This is a genomic window from Leptospira wolbachii serovar Codice str. CDC (assembly GCF_000332515.2).
Lineage (GTDB): Bacteria > Spirochaetota > Leptospiria > Leptospirales > Leptospiraceae > Leptospira_A > Leptospira_A wolbachii.
In genome coordinates this window covers 416270-430365 of the sequence record NZ_AOGZ02000008.1, presented here as the reverse complement: position 1 = coordinate 430365, position 14096 = coordinate 416270, and the positions used below count along the sequence as shown (strand labels likewise).

At 41.3% G+C, this 14096-nt stretch carries 13 protein-coding genes; 4 read left to right on the top strand and 9 right to left on the bottom strand.

The features are described 5' to 3' along the window. The 3 genes from LEP1GSC195_RS03860 to rsmH form a co-directional block, all read right to left on the bottom strand. A partial coding sequence (locus LEP1GSC195_RS03860; protein ID WP_015680044.1) for a UDP-N-acetylmuramoyl-L-alanyl-D-glutamate--2,6-diaminopimelate ligase occupies window positions 1–1464 on the bottom strand: 1464 nt, incomplete at its 3' end. After that, window positions 1461–1817, bottom strand: coding sequence for a hypothetical protein (locus tag LEP1GSC195_RS03855; RefSeq protein WP_015679834.1), 357 nt, complete (start codon window positions 1815–1817; stop codon window positions 1461–1463). The genes LEP1GSC195_RS03860 and LEP1GSC195_RS03855, both read right to left, overlap by 4 nt. Then, the gene (gene rsmH / locus LEP1GSC195_RS03850) at window positions 1805–2749 is read right to left on the bottom strand and encodes a 16S rRNA (cytosine(1402)-N(4))-methyltransferase RsmH (RefSeq protein ID WP_015679820.1); all 945 of its coding nucleotides are present in this window, start codon (window positions 2747–2749) and stop codon (window positions 1805–1807) included. Before rsmH ends, LEP1GSC195_RS03855 begins: the two co-directional genes overlap by 13 nt. Before the next feature lie 72 nt (window positions 2750–2821). Between rsmH and LEP1GSC195_RS03845 the strand changes: the two genes are divergently transcribed. Beyond that, window positions 2822–3334 carry an HIT family protein gene (locus tag LEP1GSC195_RS03845; protein WP_002987086.1) on the top strand — a complete coding sequence of 171 codons (513 nt, stop codon included), beginning with the start codon at window positions 2822–2824 and terminating at the stop codon, window positions 3332–3334. 5 nt (window positions 3335–3339) lie between these two features. Here the strand turns inward: LEP1GSC195_RS03845 and LEP1GSC195_RS03840 are convergent, their stop codons facing one another. After that, window positions 3340–4197 carry a CheR family methyltransferase gene (locus LEP1GSC195_RS03840; RefSeq protein ID WP_015680170.1) on the bottom strand — a complete coding sequence of 286 codons (858 nt, stop codon included), beginning with the start codon at window positions 4195–4197 and terminating at the stop codon, window positions 3340–3342. Between the two features lie 71 nt (window positions 4198–4268). Here LEP1GSC195_RS03840 and LEP1GSC195_RS03835 point away from each other — a divergent pair, with 71 nt between their 5' ends. After that, the gene (locus LEP1GSC195_RS03835) at window positions 4269–5015 is read left to right on the top strand and encodes a menaquinone biosynthetic enzyme MqnA/MqnD family protein (RefSeq protein ID WP_015680182.1); all 747 of its coding nucleotides are present in this window, start codon (window positions 4269–4271) and stop codon (window positions 5013–5015) included. Here LEP1GSC195_RS03835 and LEP1GSC195_RS03830 read toward each other — a convergent pair. The 4 genes from LEP1GSC195_RS03830 to LEP1GSC195_RS03815 form a co-directional block, all read right to left on the bottom strand. After that, on the bottom strand, window positions 5012–5650 hold the full coding sequence (locus LEP1GSC195_RS03830) for an LIC11874 family lipoprotein (protein WP_015679897.1): 639 nt from the start codon (window positions 5648–5650) through the stop codon (window positions 5012–5014). The genes LEP1GSC195_RS03835 and LEP1GSC195_RS03830 overlap by 4 nt on opposite strands. A 38-nt stretch (window positions 5651–5688) precedes the next feature. Further along, on the bottom strand, window positions 5689–7113 hold the full coding sequence (locus tag LEP1GSC195_RS03825) for an ammonium transporter (RefSeq protein WP_015680010.1): 1425 nt from the start codon (window positions 7111–7113) through the stop codon (window positions 5689–5691). Window positions 7114–7122: 9 nt separating this feature from the next. Then, window positions 7123–8943 (bottom strand): GAF domain-containing SpoIIE family protein phosphatase, encoded by a 1821-nt coding sequence (locus tag LEP1GSC195_RS03820; RefSeq protein ID WP_015679975.1) that lies wholly within the window; start codon window positions 8941–8943, stop codon window positions 7123–7125. 171 nt (window positions 8944–9114) lie between these two features. After that, window positions 9115–10125, bottom strand: a complete 1011-nt coding sequence (locus tag LEP1GSC195_RS03815; protein WP_015679935.1) for a hypothetical protein — start codon at window positions 10123–10125, stop codon at window positions 9115–9117. Window positions 10126–10172: 47 nt separating this feature from the next. Between LEP1GSC195_RS03815 and LEP1GSC195_RS03810 the strand changes: the two genes are divergently transcribed. Both LEP1GSC195_RS03810 and LEP1GSC195_RS03805 read left to right on the top strand, forming a co-directional pair. Beyond that, window positions 10173–10601: a hypothetical protein gene (locus LEP1GSC195_RS03810; protein WP_015679837.1), complete on the top strand. Its 429-nt coding sequence runs from the start codon at window positions 10173–10175 to the stop codon at window positions 10599–10601. 82 nt (window positions 10602–10683) lie between these two features. Continuing rightward, the gene (locus LEP1GSC195_RS03805; protein ID WP_015679854.1) at window positions 10684–12132 is read left to right on the top strand and encodes an AsmA family protein; all 1449 of its coding nucleotides are present in this window, start codon (window positions 10684–10686) and stop codon (window positions 12130–12132) included. 102 nt (window positions 12133–12234) lie between these two features. Here LEP1GSC195_RS03805 and typA read toward each other — a convergent pair whose 3' ends face one another. Beyond that, complete coding sequence (typA, locus tag LEP1GSC195_RS03800) at window positions 12235–14043, bottom strand: translational GTPase TypA (protein ID WP_015679952.1); 1809 nt, start codon at window positions 14041–14043, stop codon at window positions 12235–12237. Window positions 14044–14096 lie beyond the last annotated feature (53 nt).

The window sequence follows — 14096 nt, the reverse complement described above, 5'->3', positions numbered from 1 at the left end:
ACGCGTAGACTCTATGATTTGGTAGGTTTCATGGCCTTTGCCCGCAACCACCAAAATTCCATCTCGGTCAAGGAGTCCAACGGCTCTTTGAATCGCAACTCTTCGGTCTGTGATTTTTTCATACCTTTGGAAGCCACGAGAAAAACCCGATTCGATTTCATCTAAAATTGCATCCGGAGATTCGGTTCTTGGATTGTCAGAAGTGAGAATGACAAAATCCGCAAAGGTTTCTGCAATTCGAGCCATCTGCGGTCGTTTGGTGCGATCCCGGTCCCCACCACAGCCAAACAAACAAATGATTTGTTTGGGAGCAATTTCCACACAACTTTTTAAGATATTTTCTAAGGCATCAGGAGTGTGGGCATAATCCACAACTGCAATCCGAGATCTGTCAGGAAAAGGCACCACATGGAAACGACCGGGAACTGTTGGTATTTTTTCCAAACAAGAAATCACTTCCTCCCAAGGAAATCCCAACTCATAAGCAATGGCTAAGGCAAAGGAAGTATTGAATACATTGAAATTTCCAAGTAAGTTTGTTTTGATACTACGAACTTCAATGAAAGGAAGATTCTTTGCTTTTTTGTGAAAACGATATTCACTTCCCAAGAGGGAAAGTTTCGTATTGGTATAATTGAATTCGCCTGATTTTCCCAAAATATAAATGGGTGATTTTAATTTGGCATCGGCAATCCGTTTTATCATCGAAGTACCGTAAGATACGTCTCCAGCTACAAGTCCAAATTTATTTTTCACAGAGGATTGTTCTAAGAGTTGGAAAATTTTGAACTTACTTTCAAAATAATCTTCCATATTAGGATGAAAGTCCAAATGATCTTGGGTTAGGTTCGTAAATCCAGCGCAAGTAATTTCTAGGCCCGCCACCCGTCCCAGTTTCAATCCATGGCTACTCATTTCGATAAACACATATTCGATTCCTTCTTCTAACATCTGTTTCAGAAGAAGGTTGAGTGAAGAGGCATCGGGAGTGGTATAACCCGATTCTAAAACCCGATCCATGATTTGGATCTGAACAGTTCCAATGAGGGCTGCGTTTTTACCAACTTTTCTTGCTAGGTGGAAGAGGATAAAAGTTAAAGAAGTTTTGCCATTGGTTCCCGTGATAGCCACAAGTTTCATTTTTTTAGCCGGATTTCCAGCTAAAAGGCAAGCAATCTTACCATGTGCATCTCCCACTGCCTCCTCAGTTTCGAGGATGTTGGGAAAGATTTCCAAACCTTTCAATTTCAAGTTCCGTTTGGAAACAAGGATTACCTTTGAACCAAGTTCCCCTGCCATCTTAAGAAATGATTCCTGTTTTTCTTCAGTATCTTCCGGGAGAACAAAGATATCCTTGGGTTTTAGTTTCCGACTATCCCCCCAGATATAATCCACTTCCAAAGAACCTTCTCCCTTGAGAAGTTTTACATCGGGTATTCGTTTGATGATTTCTGATAATTTCATTTTTTTTGTGTAAGTCCCTCTTCAGGAATGGGCGGGAGCTCTATCGTCACGGTTCGGTTCCCAAGGCTTACGGGAAGGAATTGGTAGGTTCTGCGATAGAGAGTTTCAATTCGTTCGGCAGAGGTATAGGCTACAATTCCGATTTTAAGTTCATCATTCTTACGTTTGAGTTCTTCTTTGGTGGACGTTCGTTCGTGGATTTGGCGTGTGAGTCTTGCTTTCTCCAAACCTTGCCAAACAATGGAATAAAAAAATGCCAGGAAAGGAAACAGGACTACCATGGGTTTCAATGGAGAAAAAAAACCTAGAACCAACTCTGGTAAGTTCCTAATTTTTCCTTTCATCGTTCCCATCTCGGTTTTAATATCGGATCAATTTTTTGGATCCCTCTTAATTTTGCCGAACGAGAGGCCCTGTTTTCCCGGATTTCGGTGTCTGTTGGCAGGATGGGTTTTTTTGTTAAGATATCAAAATGTTCTGTGGTCTTTAAATCGCGAAAGGTCCATTTGACAATTCGATCTTCTAAGGAATGAAAAGAAATACAAGCAAGAACTCCACCCACTTTTAACGACTCAGCAAGGACTCGAATCCCTTTCTCTGCATGTAACAGTTCTTCGTTGACTTCAATCCTTAGTGCTTGGAAAATTTTGGTCGCAGGGTGGGATTCTTTGGGCCAAAACTTTCTGGGAATCGAGGCTTCCACAAGTTTCACAAGATCTGTATTGGTTTCAAATTTCTTTTTTTGCCTCGTCTGCACGATGTTATTTGCAACTTTTAAAGCCCAACGTTCTTCCCCATAATCCCAAAACACTTTTTTGAGATGCAAAACTGTGCTGTAATTTACGACGTCCGCTGCAGTCTTTTGCCCCACTTGGGGCTCAAGTCGCATATCCAGCGGTTCATCGTTTTTAAAAGTAAACCCTCTTCCCGAGTGTAAGAAGTGGAATAGAGAGACTCCTAAATCCACTAGGGCTCCATCAAGACCCGGGCACTCGACTGAATCCAAAAGTTCTTTATCTACTTCAGAAAAGTTCATCTGGAAGGGATGGACTCGGTCAAGAGAACCAATCACAGAACTAATTTCTTTTTTGGCACGTTCCAACATGACTGCGTCACGATCGATCAGTATGAGCTGGGCTGTGGGAAAAGTTTGTAAGATGAGTTTGGAATGCCCACCTTCCCCAGCAGTCCCATCAAGAAACCACAAGGGTTCGGGGCTTTCTGTTTTTTGGAGCAAATCGATGACTTCTCTCGGAAGTACGGGAATATGAGGAGATTCTGACACTGTTACTTTCTTACTGTATACTTGTCAAAATCCTTGCAATCCTTTAATCCTTTAGGGAGATTGAAAGTACAAATGAGTTCCTATGAAGAACATTCGCTTAGAAAAAACCTGTTCAGCATAGGAAAACTAGGTTATGCCAAAGGGGACAGGCCCAATGTCGACTGCATCCTCTGCGGGGTTCGCGACAAAAACGAAATTGTTCCCAATTTGACCATTGCGGAAACAGAACTTTCTATTGTTTCGGTCAATCTTTTCCCCTACAATCCAGGCCATATCATCATCTTTCCCAAACGTCATATCATCCATTACTTGGAACTCACTGAGGAAGAAGCCCTAGACATTCATAAACTCACTCAAAAAACCATGAGGATCCTTGAGAAACAATGGAAGGTGCAAGGTTTTAACCTTGGATACAATTTAGGAAAGAATAGCGGTGGTTCCATCCCCCACATCCACGAACATATTGTGCCAAGATTCCCCAACGAGGCAGGATTTCTAGATGTACTTTCCAATACTAGGATTGTTATCTATGAACCCTACCAAATGTGGGATGACTTAAAAAAACTTTGGGTGAAAGAAGACTAAAATCCTTACTCTTTCCTTTGGTAGATGGTATGTCCTAAAAACTTAAAACTATCAGAGATTCCAAACATGGTTTCCGAGTGACCTAGGATCAGATAACCTTTTGGTTTCAGACTGGCTTCGAAATTTTGAAACAGTGTTTTTTGTGTTTGTTTATCAAAATAAATCACCACATTCCTACAAAAGATTAGATCCAATTTATCCGTAATGGGAAAGGGGAAATGTAAAAGATTGATCTGTCGAAAATCAATCAAAGCTTTCAGATGTGGTTTTGCTTCGTAAAAAACATGATCTTTTTCCACAGTTTTAATGAAGTGTTTGGTTTTCATAGCTTCCGAAACTGGTTCAAGCCTATCATCTCGGTAGAGACCTTTTTTTGCTGTGGCAATGACTTGGGTGTCTATATCTGAGGCATAAATTTTGCAATTCCAACCTGGTTTTGCATTGAAGTAATCATAAACGGTAATGGCAATCGAATATGGCTCTTCTCCCGTGGAAGAGGCAGAACACCAAATGCGAAGAGTTTTAGAACCTCCGCTGGCTGCTGCTTGTTCTAAGGCAGGAAAGTATTGGTTTTTAAGAAATTCAAAGTGATGGTTCTCTCGAAAAAAATCCGTTTTGTTTGTTGTTATGCGGTTGATGAGTTCTTGCATTTCATCGGTAGCAAACTTAGGGTCTAATTTTAATTTAGCAACATAGTCTTCAAAGCTAGTAATCCCTAAAGTGCGGAGCCTGGCATTGAGTCTAGACTGGACCATGATTTTTTTATGTGGTGCTAAAAAAATACCAGCTTGTTTATAAACTAAATTTTTAATGAATTCAAATTCGGCATCACCGATTGTATTTAAAGATGTTCGAAAGTCCAATTTGCCCTCGTAAGTGATTCGACACTCTTTTCCCGTTCTGACAAGTTGTTTTTTAGAAGGGAAATTAGATAATGAAAATAGGCATCGTAAAACACCTGAATGCCCGCCCCCTAACCCTCTATTTTGAGAGAACTTCCGGATATTTACCAGTCTATGAAAATCCGAGTGTCCTCATTGAACTCCTAAAACGTGGGGAATTGGATTGTGCCCTTGTTTCCTCCATCGAATGCGAAAGAAACCGAGAGAGTTTGGATTTCACTAAGATCGTGGGAGTTTGTGCAAGAGATGTGGTTCGTTCGGTACTTTTCTTTCGCCATGAATCAGAGCCCGATCTTCCAAATGTAGTTTATACCGACAAAGGCTCTAGATCCAGTGTGGCACTTTTGCAATGCCTCCTCTATCGCGAGTTCGGAAAATTAGTAGATGTGATCCCCACTCCTGCCTCAGAAATCTCAGAAATGATGAAAGAAGGCAAAGGTTCTCATCTTTTGTTTGGCGACCATGCCTTATTACAAACACCAGTTCCCGGATACCAAGTGGTGGATCTAGCGGAATGGTGGAATCAGTCTACGGGGTTATATTTCTGTTTTGCCTTTTGGGCCTTCCCGAAGGGAAAAGTTTGGGATGACAGACTCTTTTTAACTGCCTTGGAATTTGGATTAAAGGAATTGGACTCCATTATTAAAGAAGAAAAAAGACTTCCGATTGCAGTTACAGACCGTTACCTCAAACAAGAGTTACACTATATCCCTGAACAGAAAAATTTAGACGGATTTGATTTGTTTATCAAAACAGCAAAAGAACTAAAACTCGTTTAGAAAAAACGAATTTTATATTCCCAAGTTTTTGAATCTGGATTTTCTAAAGTTTCTTGCAGAGGAATTTGATAGGTTAAATTCCCAAGACCAATAAAACCTCGGTTAGAGCTACATTCCGAATCTTTAGGGAATAAAACTTTAAACTGAATACGACCTTCGCGTAAGAGTCTTGAAGTTTCTGAAATGATTTTCTTTTCCCCCGCACTTGTGTCTAAAATCGCATTGTCAGTGAGATTGGGAAAATCACGTTTTACAGTTAAGGATCTTGGTTTGGATTTGATAGAAAAGGTCCCAATCAAAACTCCTTCTAAGTGCAAAGGATCCTCAAAGTCGAGTTTGTAAGAGACCTTACCTTTTCGTTTGAAATACATATCTGTCGTTTCTGATTTTTCAAGTTCGCGAAAAGTAAAGTCCCTCACCTGCAAGTTGTTATTCGATTTCTTTTTGACAGAAGAAATGATTTCGTCTTTAGAAGTCGGTAAAAATTTAATAAGAGAGTCGTTGGAATCTTTTTTTAAAGGGACTGTGTAGGCGATTTCTACCGTACCAGAATTTAACTTTCTAAAGAGGATGGTCTCCTCGTATTCAAAACAACCAACAAAAAATAGGATGAGTAATAAAGGAAAACGAAACACATCCTAGGCTTCCCATATAGAAAGCCTAGGGTCAAGGACTATTTAGAAACGGGGTAAGCTTCGTTTCCGTGTTCTAAAATATCCAAACCTAACAATTCTTCTTCTTCGGAAACCCGTAGACCGATCGTTTTTTTGATGATATAAAATGCAGCAAAACTGGTTGGAAAAGCCCATAGGAAAGCAGTTACTACACCGATTGCTTGAGCTGCAAATTGCCCAAAACCAGCACCCGAAAAAAGTCCTGTATCCAAACTGAAAAGGCCAACAGATAACGTCCCCCAAGCCCCGCAAACTCCGTGGACAGAGACCGCACCCACTGGATCATCAATTTTGATTTTGTCCAAAAAGAGAACCGAGACAATCACTAGAATCCCAGCAACAGACCCAATACAAACTGCCCCAGTAATACTCACGACATCGCAGGGAGCTGTGATGGCTACAAGACCCGCAAGTCCCCCGTTTAAAGTAAGACCGATCTCTGGTTTTTTAAAGAGCAACCAAGTAAGAACCATGGCGGAAATGGCGCCAGCGCAAGCTGCCATGTGTGTAACAACAGCGATCCGAGCAAAACTCCCACCTTCAATCGAAGTGGTAGAACCAGGGTTAAACCCGAACCATCCAAACCAAAGGATAAAGACACCGAGTGCTGCCATAGACATGTTGTGACCTAAGATGGGATAGACCCTACCATCGGTTTGGAATTTTCCCATCCGAGGACCGACAACAATGGCCCCGGCAAGACCTGCCCAAGCTCCAATACTATGAACCACAGTAGATCCTGCAAAGTCATGGAAACCCACTCCCTCACCTCCACCAAGTCCCAAAGTTTCTAAAAATCCAGTGGATATTCCGAGGAGACTTCCCCAAGCAAAGGATCCAAAAATAGGATAAATAAAGGCTGTGATCACAATGGAAAAGACCAAATAGGCAGAGAACTTTGTCCTTTCAGCCATTGCCCCCGAAACGATGGTTGCCGCAGTCGCAGCAAAAACAATTTGGAAAATAAAGAAAGTATATTTGGAAGGATCCATGTTTCCATCTTCCGTATTGATGAGACTTTCCGCAAAGGATGGAACTCCCACTCCAATTCCTGTAAGGACTTGGGGACCGAACATAATGGAAAAACCAATCACCCAATAAGCGATGGCTCCCACGGTTAAGTCAGAGAAGTTTTTCATAAGGATGTTCACGGCGTTTTTGGCTCTTGTGAATCCTGCTTCCACATACGCAAACCCTGCTTGCATAAAAAATACAAGGAACGCCGCAATACAAGTCCAAACCCAATTGGCTTCCTGTTTGGTTGTTTCTAGGGCAAGTTTTGTTTCGGCAAGGGAAGTTTTGATACCCGCCATTTCTTTTGCCAATGTTTCTAAACTCTGAGTTTCGTTTGCCACTTCTTCTGCTCCGAGTGCGGAACCAATAAGAAGGACCGATAAACTAAAAAATATTCCAAATCGTTTCATAAACTTTCCTTAACTAACTTTCTGCGAATGTGATTCTAACCTTAAAAGTGAGGTTTTTAATTCCAAACTTTGTGGTGTGTTTTTTACGCCTTGTTGCAACACTTTGATTGCTTTTGGTTTCGCATTTTCTTTCAAATAACATTGTGCAAGTAAGATACTTGCTTTTGCAAAACTGTGGTCACTTGATAGTGCCATCTTTAACGCACGTTTTGCTTCCGCAATCATTCCCGCTTTGTAATAAGCGCGTCCCATCATAAAATGAGATGCCGCTGTATTGTCGCCGGAAGTTCGCAGATACTCTTCTAAATACCGGATGGCTTCTTTATATTTCCCGTCCCTATAATACATTTTACCTAAGAAAACAAGGATTTCTTTGAGAGAGGAATCAATACTAAAGGCTTTGAGCGCTTGAGCGTAAGCTTCTTCCATTTTCATTTTGGAATTGGATTGTTTCGCCATTTGAATGTAATGCGAAGCTTCCGGAATGGAATCTCCACAATATAGAAAGAGAAAACTCAAATCATCTCCATTAGGAACTTCGCCTTGGTAAGCTCTGAACCGTTCCACAAATGCATTGGATAGTTTTTTAAGATCCACTTTCCCGCGACCTTCCATCACAAGCCGTTCTCTTTCGTCTTGTAACCAAGTAAGAATTCGATCCACACCTACTTCATCTTTCAGATGGTTTCTTTGTTCGCTAAATCCATCAGAGATGAGTAGTAAAAAATCCCCTGGCTCCAACTTACCTTGTTTTTCTTCATAGTCGATTTTTCTTACTGGAAGGATTCCGAGAGGAACACCTTTGGTATCATACTGAATGAAGGTGTCATCAGCCGCTTTGTAATGTAACATACGTTGGTGGCCTGCGTTCACATATCCAAAAGTATAATCACTAAAGATACGAACCATAAAGGCTGTGAAGTATGTGGATTCAGGAAGTTGTTCTCTTAGTTTTTCACCAAGCTCCTCCATAATCTCTGTGAGTCCAAGTCCCGCCATCACCGACCTTCTAAACTGGTGGTGGATGGCCATTGTCACAAGGGCTGCCGGGATTCCATGTCCCGACACATCAATGTTAATTGCTGTAAGTGAATGACCTTGTCTAACAATATCAACCAAGTCTCCACTCACTTCTGCCATAGGTTCATAATGGCTAGCGAAGTAGATGCCGTTCCAAGCACTCAGGTCTTGCGGAAGGATTTGGCTTTGGACATTTCGACCCATCTTCAAATCCCATTCTAATTGGTTTAAAATGGCTGCCTCTCTGGCTCTTGCAGTGACAAGTCCTTCAATAAGCCTTACCCCGTAAAGTGCAAGTGCCAATTGTGAAGTGAGTGCTTCTAAAATTTCTAAGTCATCGATGATATAAAAGTTTTCGCGTTCACTTTCTACAGCGAGAGTTCCGAGAATTTCTTCCTTTTGCATGATAGGTACACACATAACGGATTTTGTTTTTTCTCCCTCATCAAAGAAATGAGCTGAGCGAGTTAGGTCATTCACAAGGACCGGTTCTTTGGTTTCGAAGACGGCTCCTGAATACCCTTCCCCAATTACTAAATTTCTACGAGGGGGTTCTGTCTCTTTGACAAACTTAACGGGAACAAGATACTCTCCATCCCATAGTCGGAGTGTTGTATTGTCCGACTCAAAAATTTCCTGACAAATCAGGATGACCTTGGAAAAGAGTTGGTCCTCTCTATCTAAATTGGCAAATTCTTTGGAAATGTAGAGGAGGATTGCAATTTTATCTTTGTCTGTTAATCCTCCCACGACTTTGTTTTGTCCGCGGAAGTTGACGAGCATTCGTTTGGAAACTTTGAAATCAACCATATAGGATACCTTTCTTATTTAGATGCAAGTATCGTACCGACAGTGCATCTCGCCTAAAGAAGTCAGATTATCCTATATTTCTCTACAATCTGCCCCAATCTTCAGCGGAAGGGGTAGAAACCAATTATGGAAACCATCCAATTTGCTTAAATATTAAACAAATGGTGTTCTTCATTGGAACTGGATTTGGATTTGAAAGGCGGCTCTCGTCTCGGCTCCCTCTCTCTCGGGAACACTCAGTCCCGATCTTTGCAATGAGACTGCATACAAATACCCTTCCCCGAGTTCTTTGGGGAAGATAGAACCCGCAACCCCCAGGGAAGCAGTATAAAAACCTCTTAAAGAGGATGACTCGGCACGGAACTCTCTTCCTAATCCCGAAATCAATTGGAATGATTCCATTTTCCCTATCGCTAACCCAATGTTACCTGCATACATTGCACGTAACGGATATTGAAATGAGTTATCACCTCCGTTTAACGATAGGTGAGATTTCTCAAAGAATGTTCGGTTCCCTTCAATTTGTAAATCAATGTATTCCGTAATTTTATAACCAACACCGACTAATAATCGTTCAGGAAGCCTTTCTTTTAATTTTTCTGATCCTAGATATTTATCAAAACGGTAACTGCCAGGAGATTCTAAAATCACACCCAGCCGAAAATTTCCATACTGGAAAGCCGTAGAGGCAGATACGTTCCAGGAATACGAACTATAACCACCCATTCTTCCAGAAATTCCTGGTCCTAAATGTAAGGCAAAAGAAAGATTCTCATTCCATTTCCAGCTAACAAAACCTTGGAAGGCATAATTGGAAAATCTTTCATCTGCAGGAAAGGATCTTAAGAAAACAGGTTTGCCCCGAAATCCGAAACCCAAGGAATCGGAATAGGAAAAATAGGCAGCTCCTGAAAGATACAAAGGAGAAGTTTTTGGATTCGCATAACTTCCGTTTACTCCTCCATCCACGATGTGTTTTGCCTGGTTTGACAAAAAAGCACTGTTTCCATAAAGACTTCCCATGGGGTTTGAGCTAACCACTCCCGTGGATGAGAGTCCGAGCAAATAAGCAGAAGGGTATGCAGATTCATAACCAGAAACTTGTGCGAAAAGACTTCCCAAAGAAGTGGCGGAAAGGAAGAGAATCAGTATGGGGAAATACCATTTTCTTTTGAAAATCATTTACTGCCATTACTCCAAAGATTTATTGGAAAGAAAAGGGATTTCTTATGACAAGGCCAATGTACAAACAATTTCGATCCCCACAAGGTTGGTATTCCTTTCTTTTTCCTGCCGACTGGGAACAAATGGTTGTGGAAGAAATTCCAGCCTTTTTCCACCCGAACGGTGGAGGCGCTTTACAAGTTTATGCCTTTGAATCCAAATTAGAAGATTTTGATGTGGATTTAGAATTAGAAAATTATCTAAAAATCCACGAAATTGACTATGACGCAGAAAACGTGGCAGTGTTCGAAAACAACGAAGGTTCCTCGATCCGCGCTTGTGAATTTCAAAAAGAAGACCGAGTATGGATGGTCTATATGGTTGCTAACCAGATGCGGATGATCCTTGTGACTTACAACTCGGATGAAGAAGTAGGTGATGAACTTTTCCAGCAGTTAACGAACATTATTAGCTCAGTTCGGATATTGAATTAATTTCTTTCCCTTTTTTACTTTACAGAACCCGATTTTCCCTTAGTCTCAATTCCACTCTTTAGTGCTGAAATCAGGAGATAATATGAAAAAAATAGGGTATGGAATTGGTGCGGTGATCGCAAGCATTCTTCTCGTTGTAATCATCGCATTAGTTTTTGCTGGGAGTTTTATCACACCCAGTTTTCTTGTCAAACAAATCGAATCCGCAATCAATGTGCGTGCCCATGTAGAATCAGTCAACATCAACCTAATCAATGTCCTTTCCGGAATTGAGATTGAAGGGATCATCCTTGCTCCCCGCGATGAAGTGGCGAACAAAGGAACTCCACTGGACGAAAGGAAATCGAAACCCAAAGGTCTCATCCAACTCGGAAAAGCCGATGTAAAAATTTCTTTTTTGGCTCTGCTGACGAAAACCTTAAAGGTAAATAAAATTGTTCTAAAACAACCTGTGATTTCTCTCACTATGAATGAAGATGGAGGAAACAACCTCACCTCTCTTTTTAAAACGCCAAAGATTGTAGATGGAGAAAAGAACCCAGCACTTTCAGCAGAAGCAATTGCAGAAAAGAAAAAAGAAGCCGAGGAAGAGGCGAAAGAACAAGCGAGTGCCCCTCCTTCGGGACCGTTTTCTATCAAAGACATTCCTATTGCCATAAGGATGGGTCTTGTCGGAATCCAGGACGGCAATATCCAAGTGAATATGCGTAAAACTGGCCAACAAATCCAAATCCAGAAATTGGATTTAGAACTGAAGGATATAGACATTGATGGAAGTGACTTGGAATCGCATAACAGCGTGGATGTAAATTTTGATGCTGATGTGACAATTGTTGGTAGAAACAAAAAAGAAGCTGCTAAGTTTTTATTAGAAACCGAGGGAAAGGTGGTTCCTTTTGTTGTGAAGTCTGGACTTGTGAATCCCAAAGTCATTTACGAAGTGACCATGAAAGAAGATTCTTTTGTTTCTGGATTTGCGGCTTTTGATGCGATTGCGGGAGAACTTCCTGTAATGAACCAAGCCGGACTCAAACTAGATAAACTAAAAGAAAAAGCGGAACTTAAAAAAGATGTATCCTTTAAAGTAGAATATAGCAATGGTAAGGTTACTTTTTTGGATGAACCCACCTTCCCTACAAAAAACTATGACCTACAAATTACCAAAGGGTCTTATATAGTTACAACCACCAACTATCATGAAATGAAAATGGGAATGTTGTATGATGAAGATGAATCCAAAAAGTCTTTGGCATCTTTGGATGAAAAAATCAAACAAGCCACCAAAGGCCAAGGGGATACAAAAGCCCTTCGAAATAAAATTGTGGGAAATCTAGTCAAAGACGAAAGACTTTTCATTCCCTTTCGGACTTATGGAGACATTCGTAATCCGAGTGTAGAACTCGGTGTGGGTCTTGGAACACTTACTGATTTGATTGGCGGGGCTGTGAAGGAAGTCATCAAAGGGAAAGCCAGCGATGCCTTGAAAAAAATTCCAGGTGCAGGAGATGCACTCAAAGGACTCGGTTTCTAAATACGAAAAGTACATAAAAAAGGGACTAAACATTTAGTCCCTTTTTTGAATCTGTTCTGACTTCTAGATCAACTTTACGTCAGAGTTAATGGTGCGTTTTTTCTAACGACCACTTCCAGATCTTTTTCTCATACTTGCATCCAAAACTTTTTTGCGAAGACGTAAACTTTGTGGAGTTACTTCCAAAAGTTCATCATCATCCAAAAATTCAATGGATTGTTCCAATGTTAGTTTTCTTGGAGGGATGAGGCGGATCGCTTCATCCGAACCAGAAGCTCGAACGTTGGTTAATTTCTTTTCACGCACTGGGTTTACTTCTAAATCAGAGTCACGACTGTTCATTCCAAGGATCATTCCAGGATAAACGGCAACTTGTGGTTCAATGAAAAGATCCCCACGTTCCTGAACTTTCCAAAGAGCATAAGCAGTCGAATCTCCAGAGTCCATAGAAATAAGAGCTCCGTTTTTACGACCTGGAATTTCACCTTTGTATTTATCAAACTTAAGGAAACGGCTAGACATAACCCCTTCCCCACGTGTTTCAGAAATGAAGTGCCCTCTAAATCCGATAAGTCCTCTTGTGGGAATGATGTATTCCACTCGAGTGATTCCAGAAGTATGAGCATCCATTCCTTGTAACTCTCCCTTACGACGGTTGAGTTCTTGGATACAAGCACCAGAGAATTGGTCAGGTAGATCCATTACGAGTGTTTCGTAAGGTTCAATCTTCTCATTCGCTTCATTGTATTTAATGATCACTTCGGGACGAGATACTTGGAGTTCGTATCCTTCTCTTCGCATGTTTTCAATGAGGATGGATAAGTGAAGTTCCCCACGTCCTAAAATTTTAAAACGATCTTTATCTTCTGTTTCTTCTAAACGAAGAGCTACGTTGGTTTCTAATTCCCTATCAAGACGTTCGCGAAGGTTCCGTGTGGTTACATACTTTCCTTCTTTACCAGCAAACGGAGAGTTGTTGACCATAAAGAACATGGAAACAGTTGGCTCTTCTACTTGGATGGCAGGAAGTGGCAGTGGATTGCCGAGGTCACAGACGGTGTCCCCGATAAACACATCTGGAATTCCCGCCATAGCCACGATATCTCCAGACCCCGCTTCATCGATTTCATAACGAGTGAGTCCTTCGTATCCATAGAGTTTTGTAATTTTATAATTAGCAGTGGTTCCGTTAGTTTTGGCAAGAGTGACATCCGCACCTTTTTTCATAGTACCTTGGTAGATTTTACCAATGGCAATACGACCCACATACTCATTATAGTCAAGAGCTGTGACTTGGAACTGAAGTGCTTTATCACTATCTCTTTTCACAGGAGGAACGTGTTCTAAAACTTTATCTAGAAGTGGTTCAATGTTGGATCCTGGAACTTCTGATAGGTGATTTACCGCCCATCCTTGTTTTGCGGAAGCATAGATGATAGGGAAGTCTAACTGTTCTTCTGTGGCACCTAGATCACTGAATAAATCAAATACCTTATCCACGGAGAAACCTGGTCTTGCCCCTTCTCTATCTACCTTATTTACCACTACAATCGGTTTGTGGCCTAGTTGGAGTGACTTACCGAGTACAAACCTAGTTTGTGGCATGGGCCCGTCAAAAGCATCCACAAGTAAAAGTGTACAGTCTGTCATGGACAATACTCGTTCCACCTCTCCTCCGAAGTCAGCGTGGCCTGGAGTGTCTACGATATTAATGCGGGTTCCTTTATACTTAACCGAGGTGTTTTTGGCAAGGATCGTAATCCCTTTTTCTTGCTCCAATGCATTGGAGTCCATGATTCTCTCTCGGTCTTCTTTCGCGGTTACGGCGCCCGTATGGCGAAGGATACAATCTGTGAGTGTCGTCTTACCGTGGTCGACGTGTGCGATGATGGCGATGTTGCGAATTTCCATTGTTTTTACCAGAAATTCCAATCCACTTAGGCTGTAAATGGGGATTTGCGTTT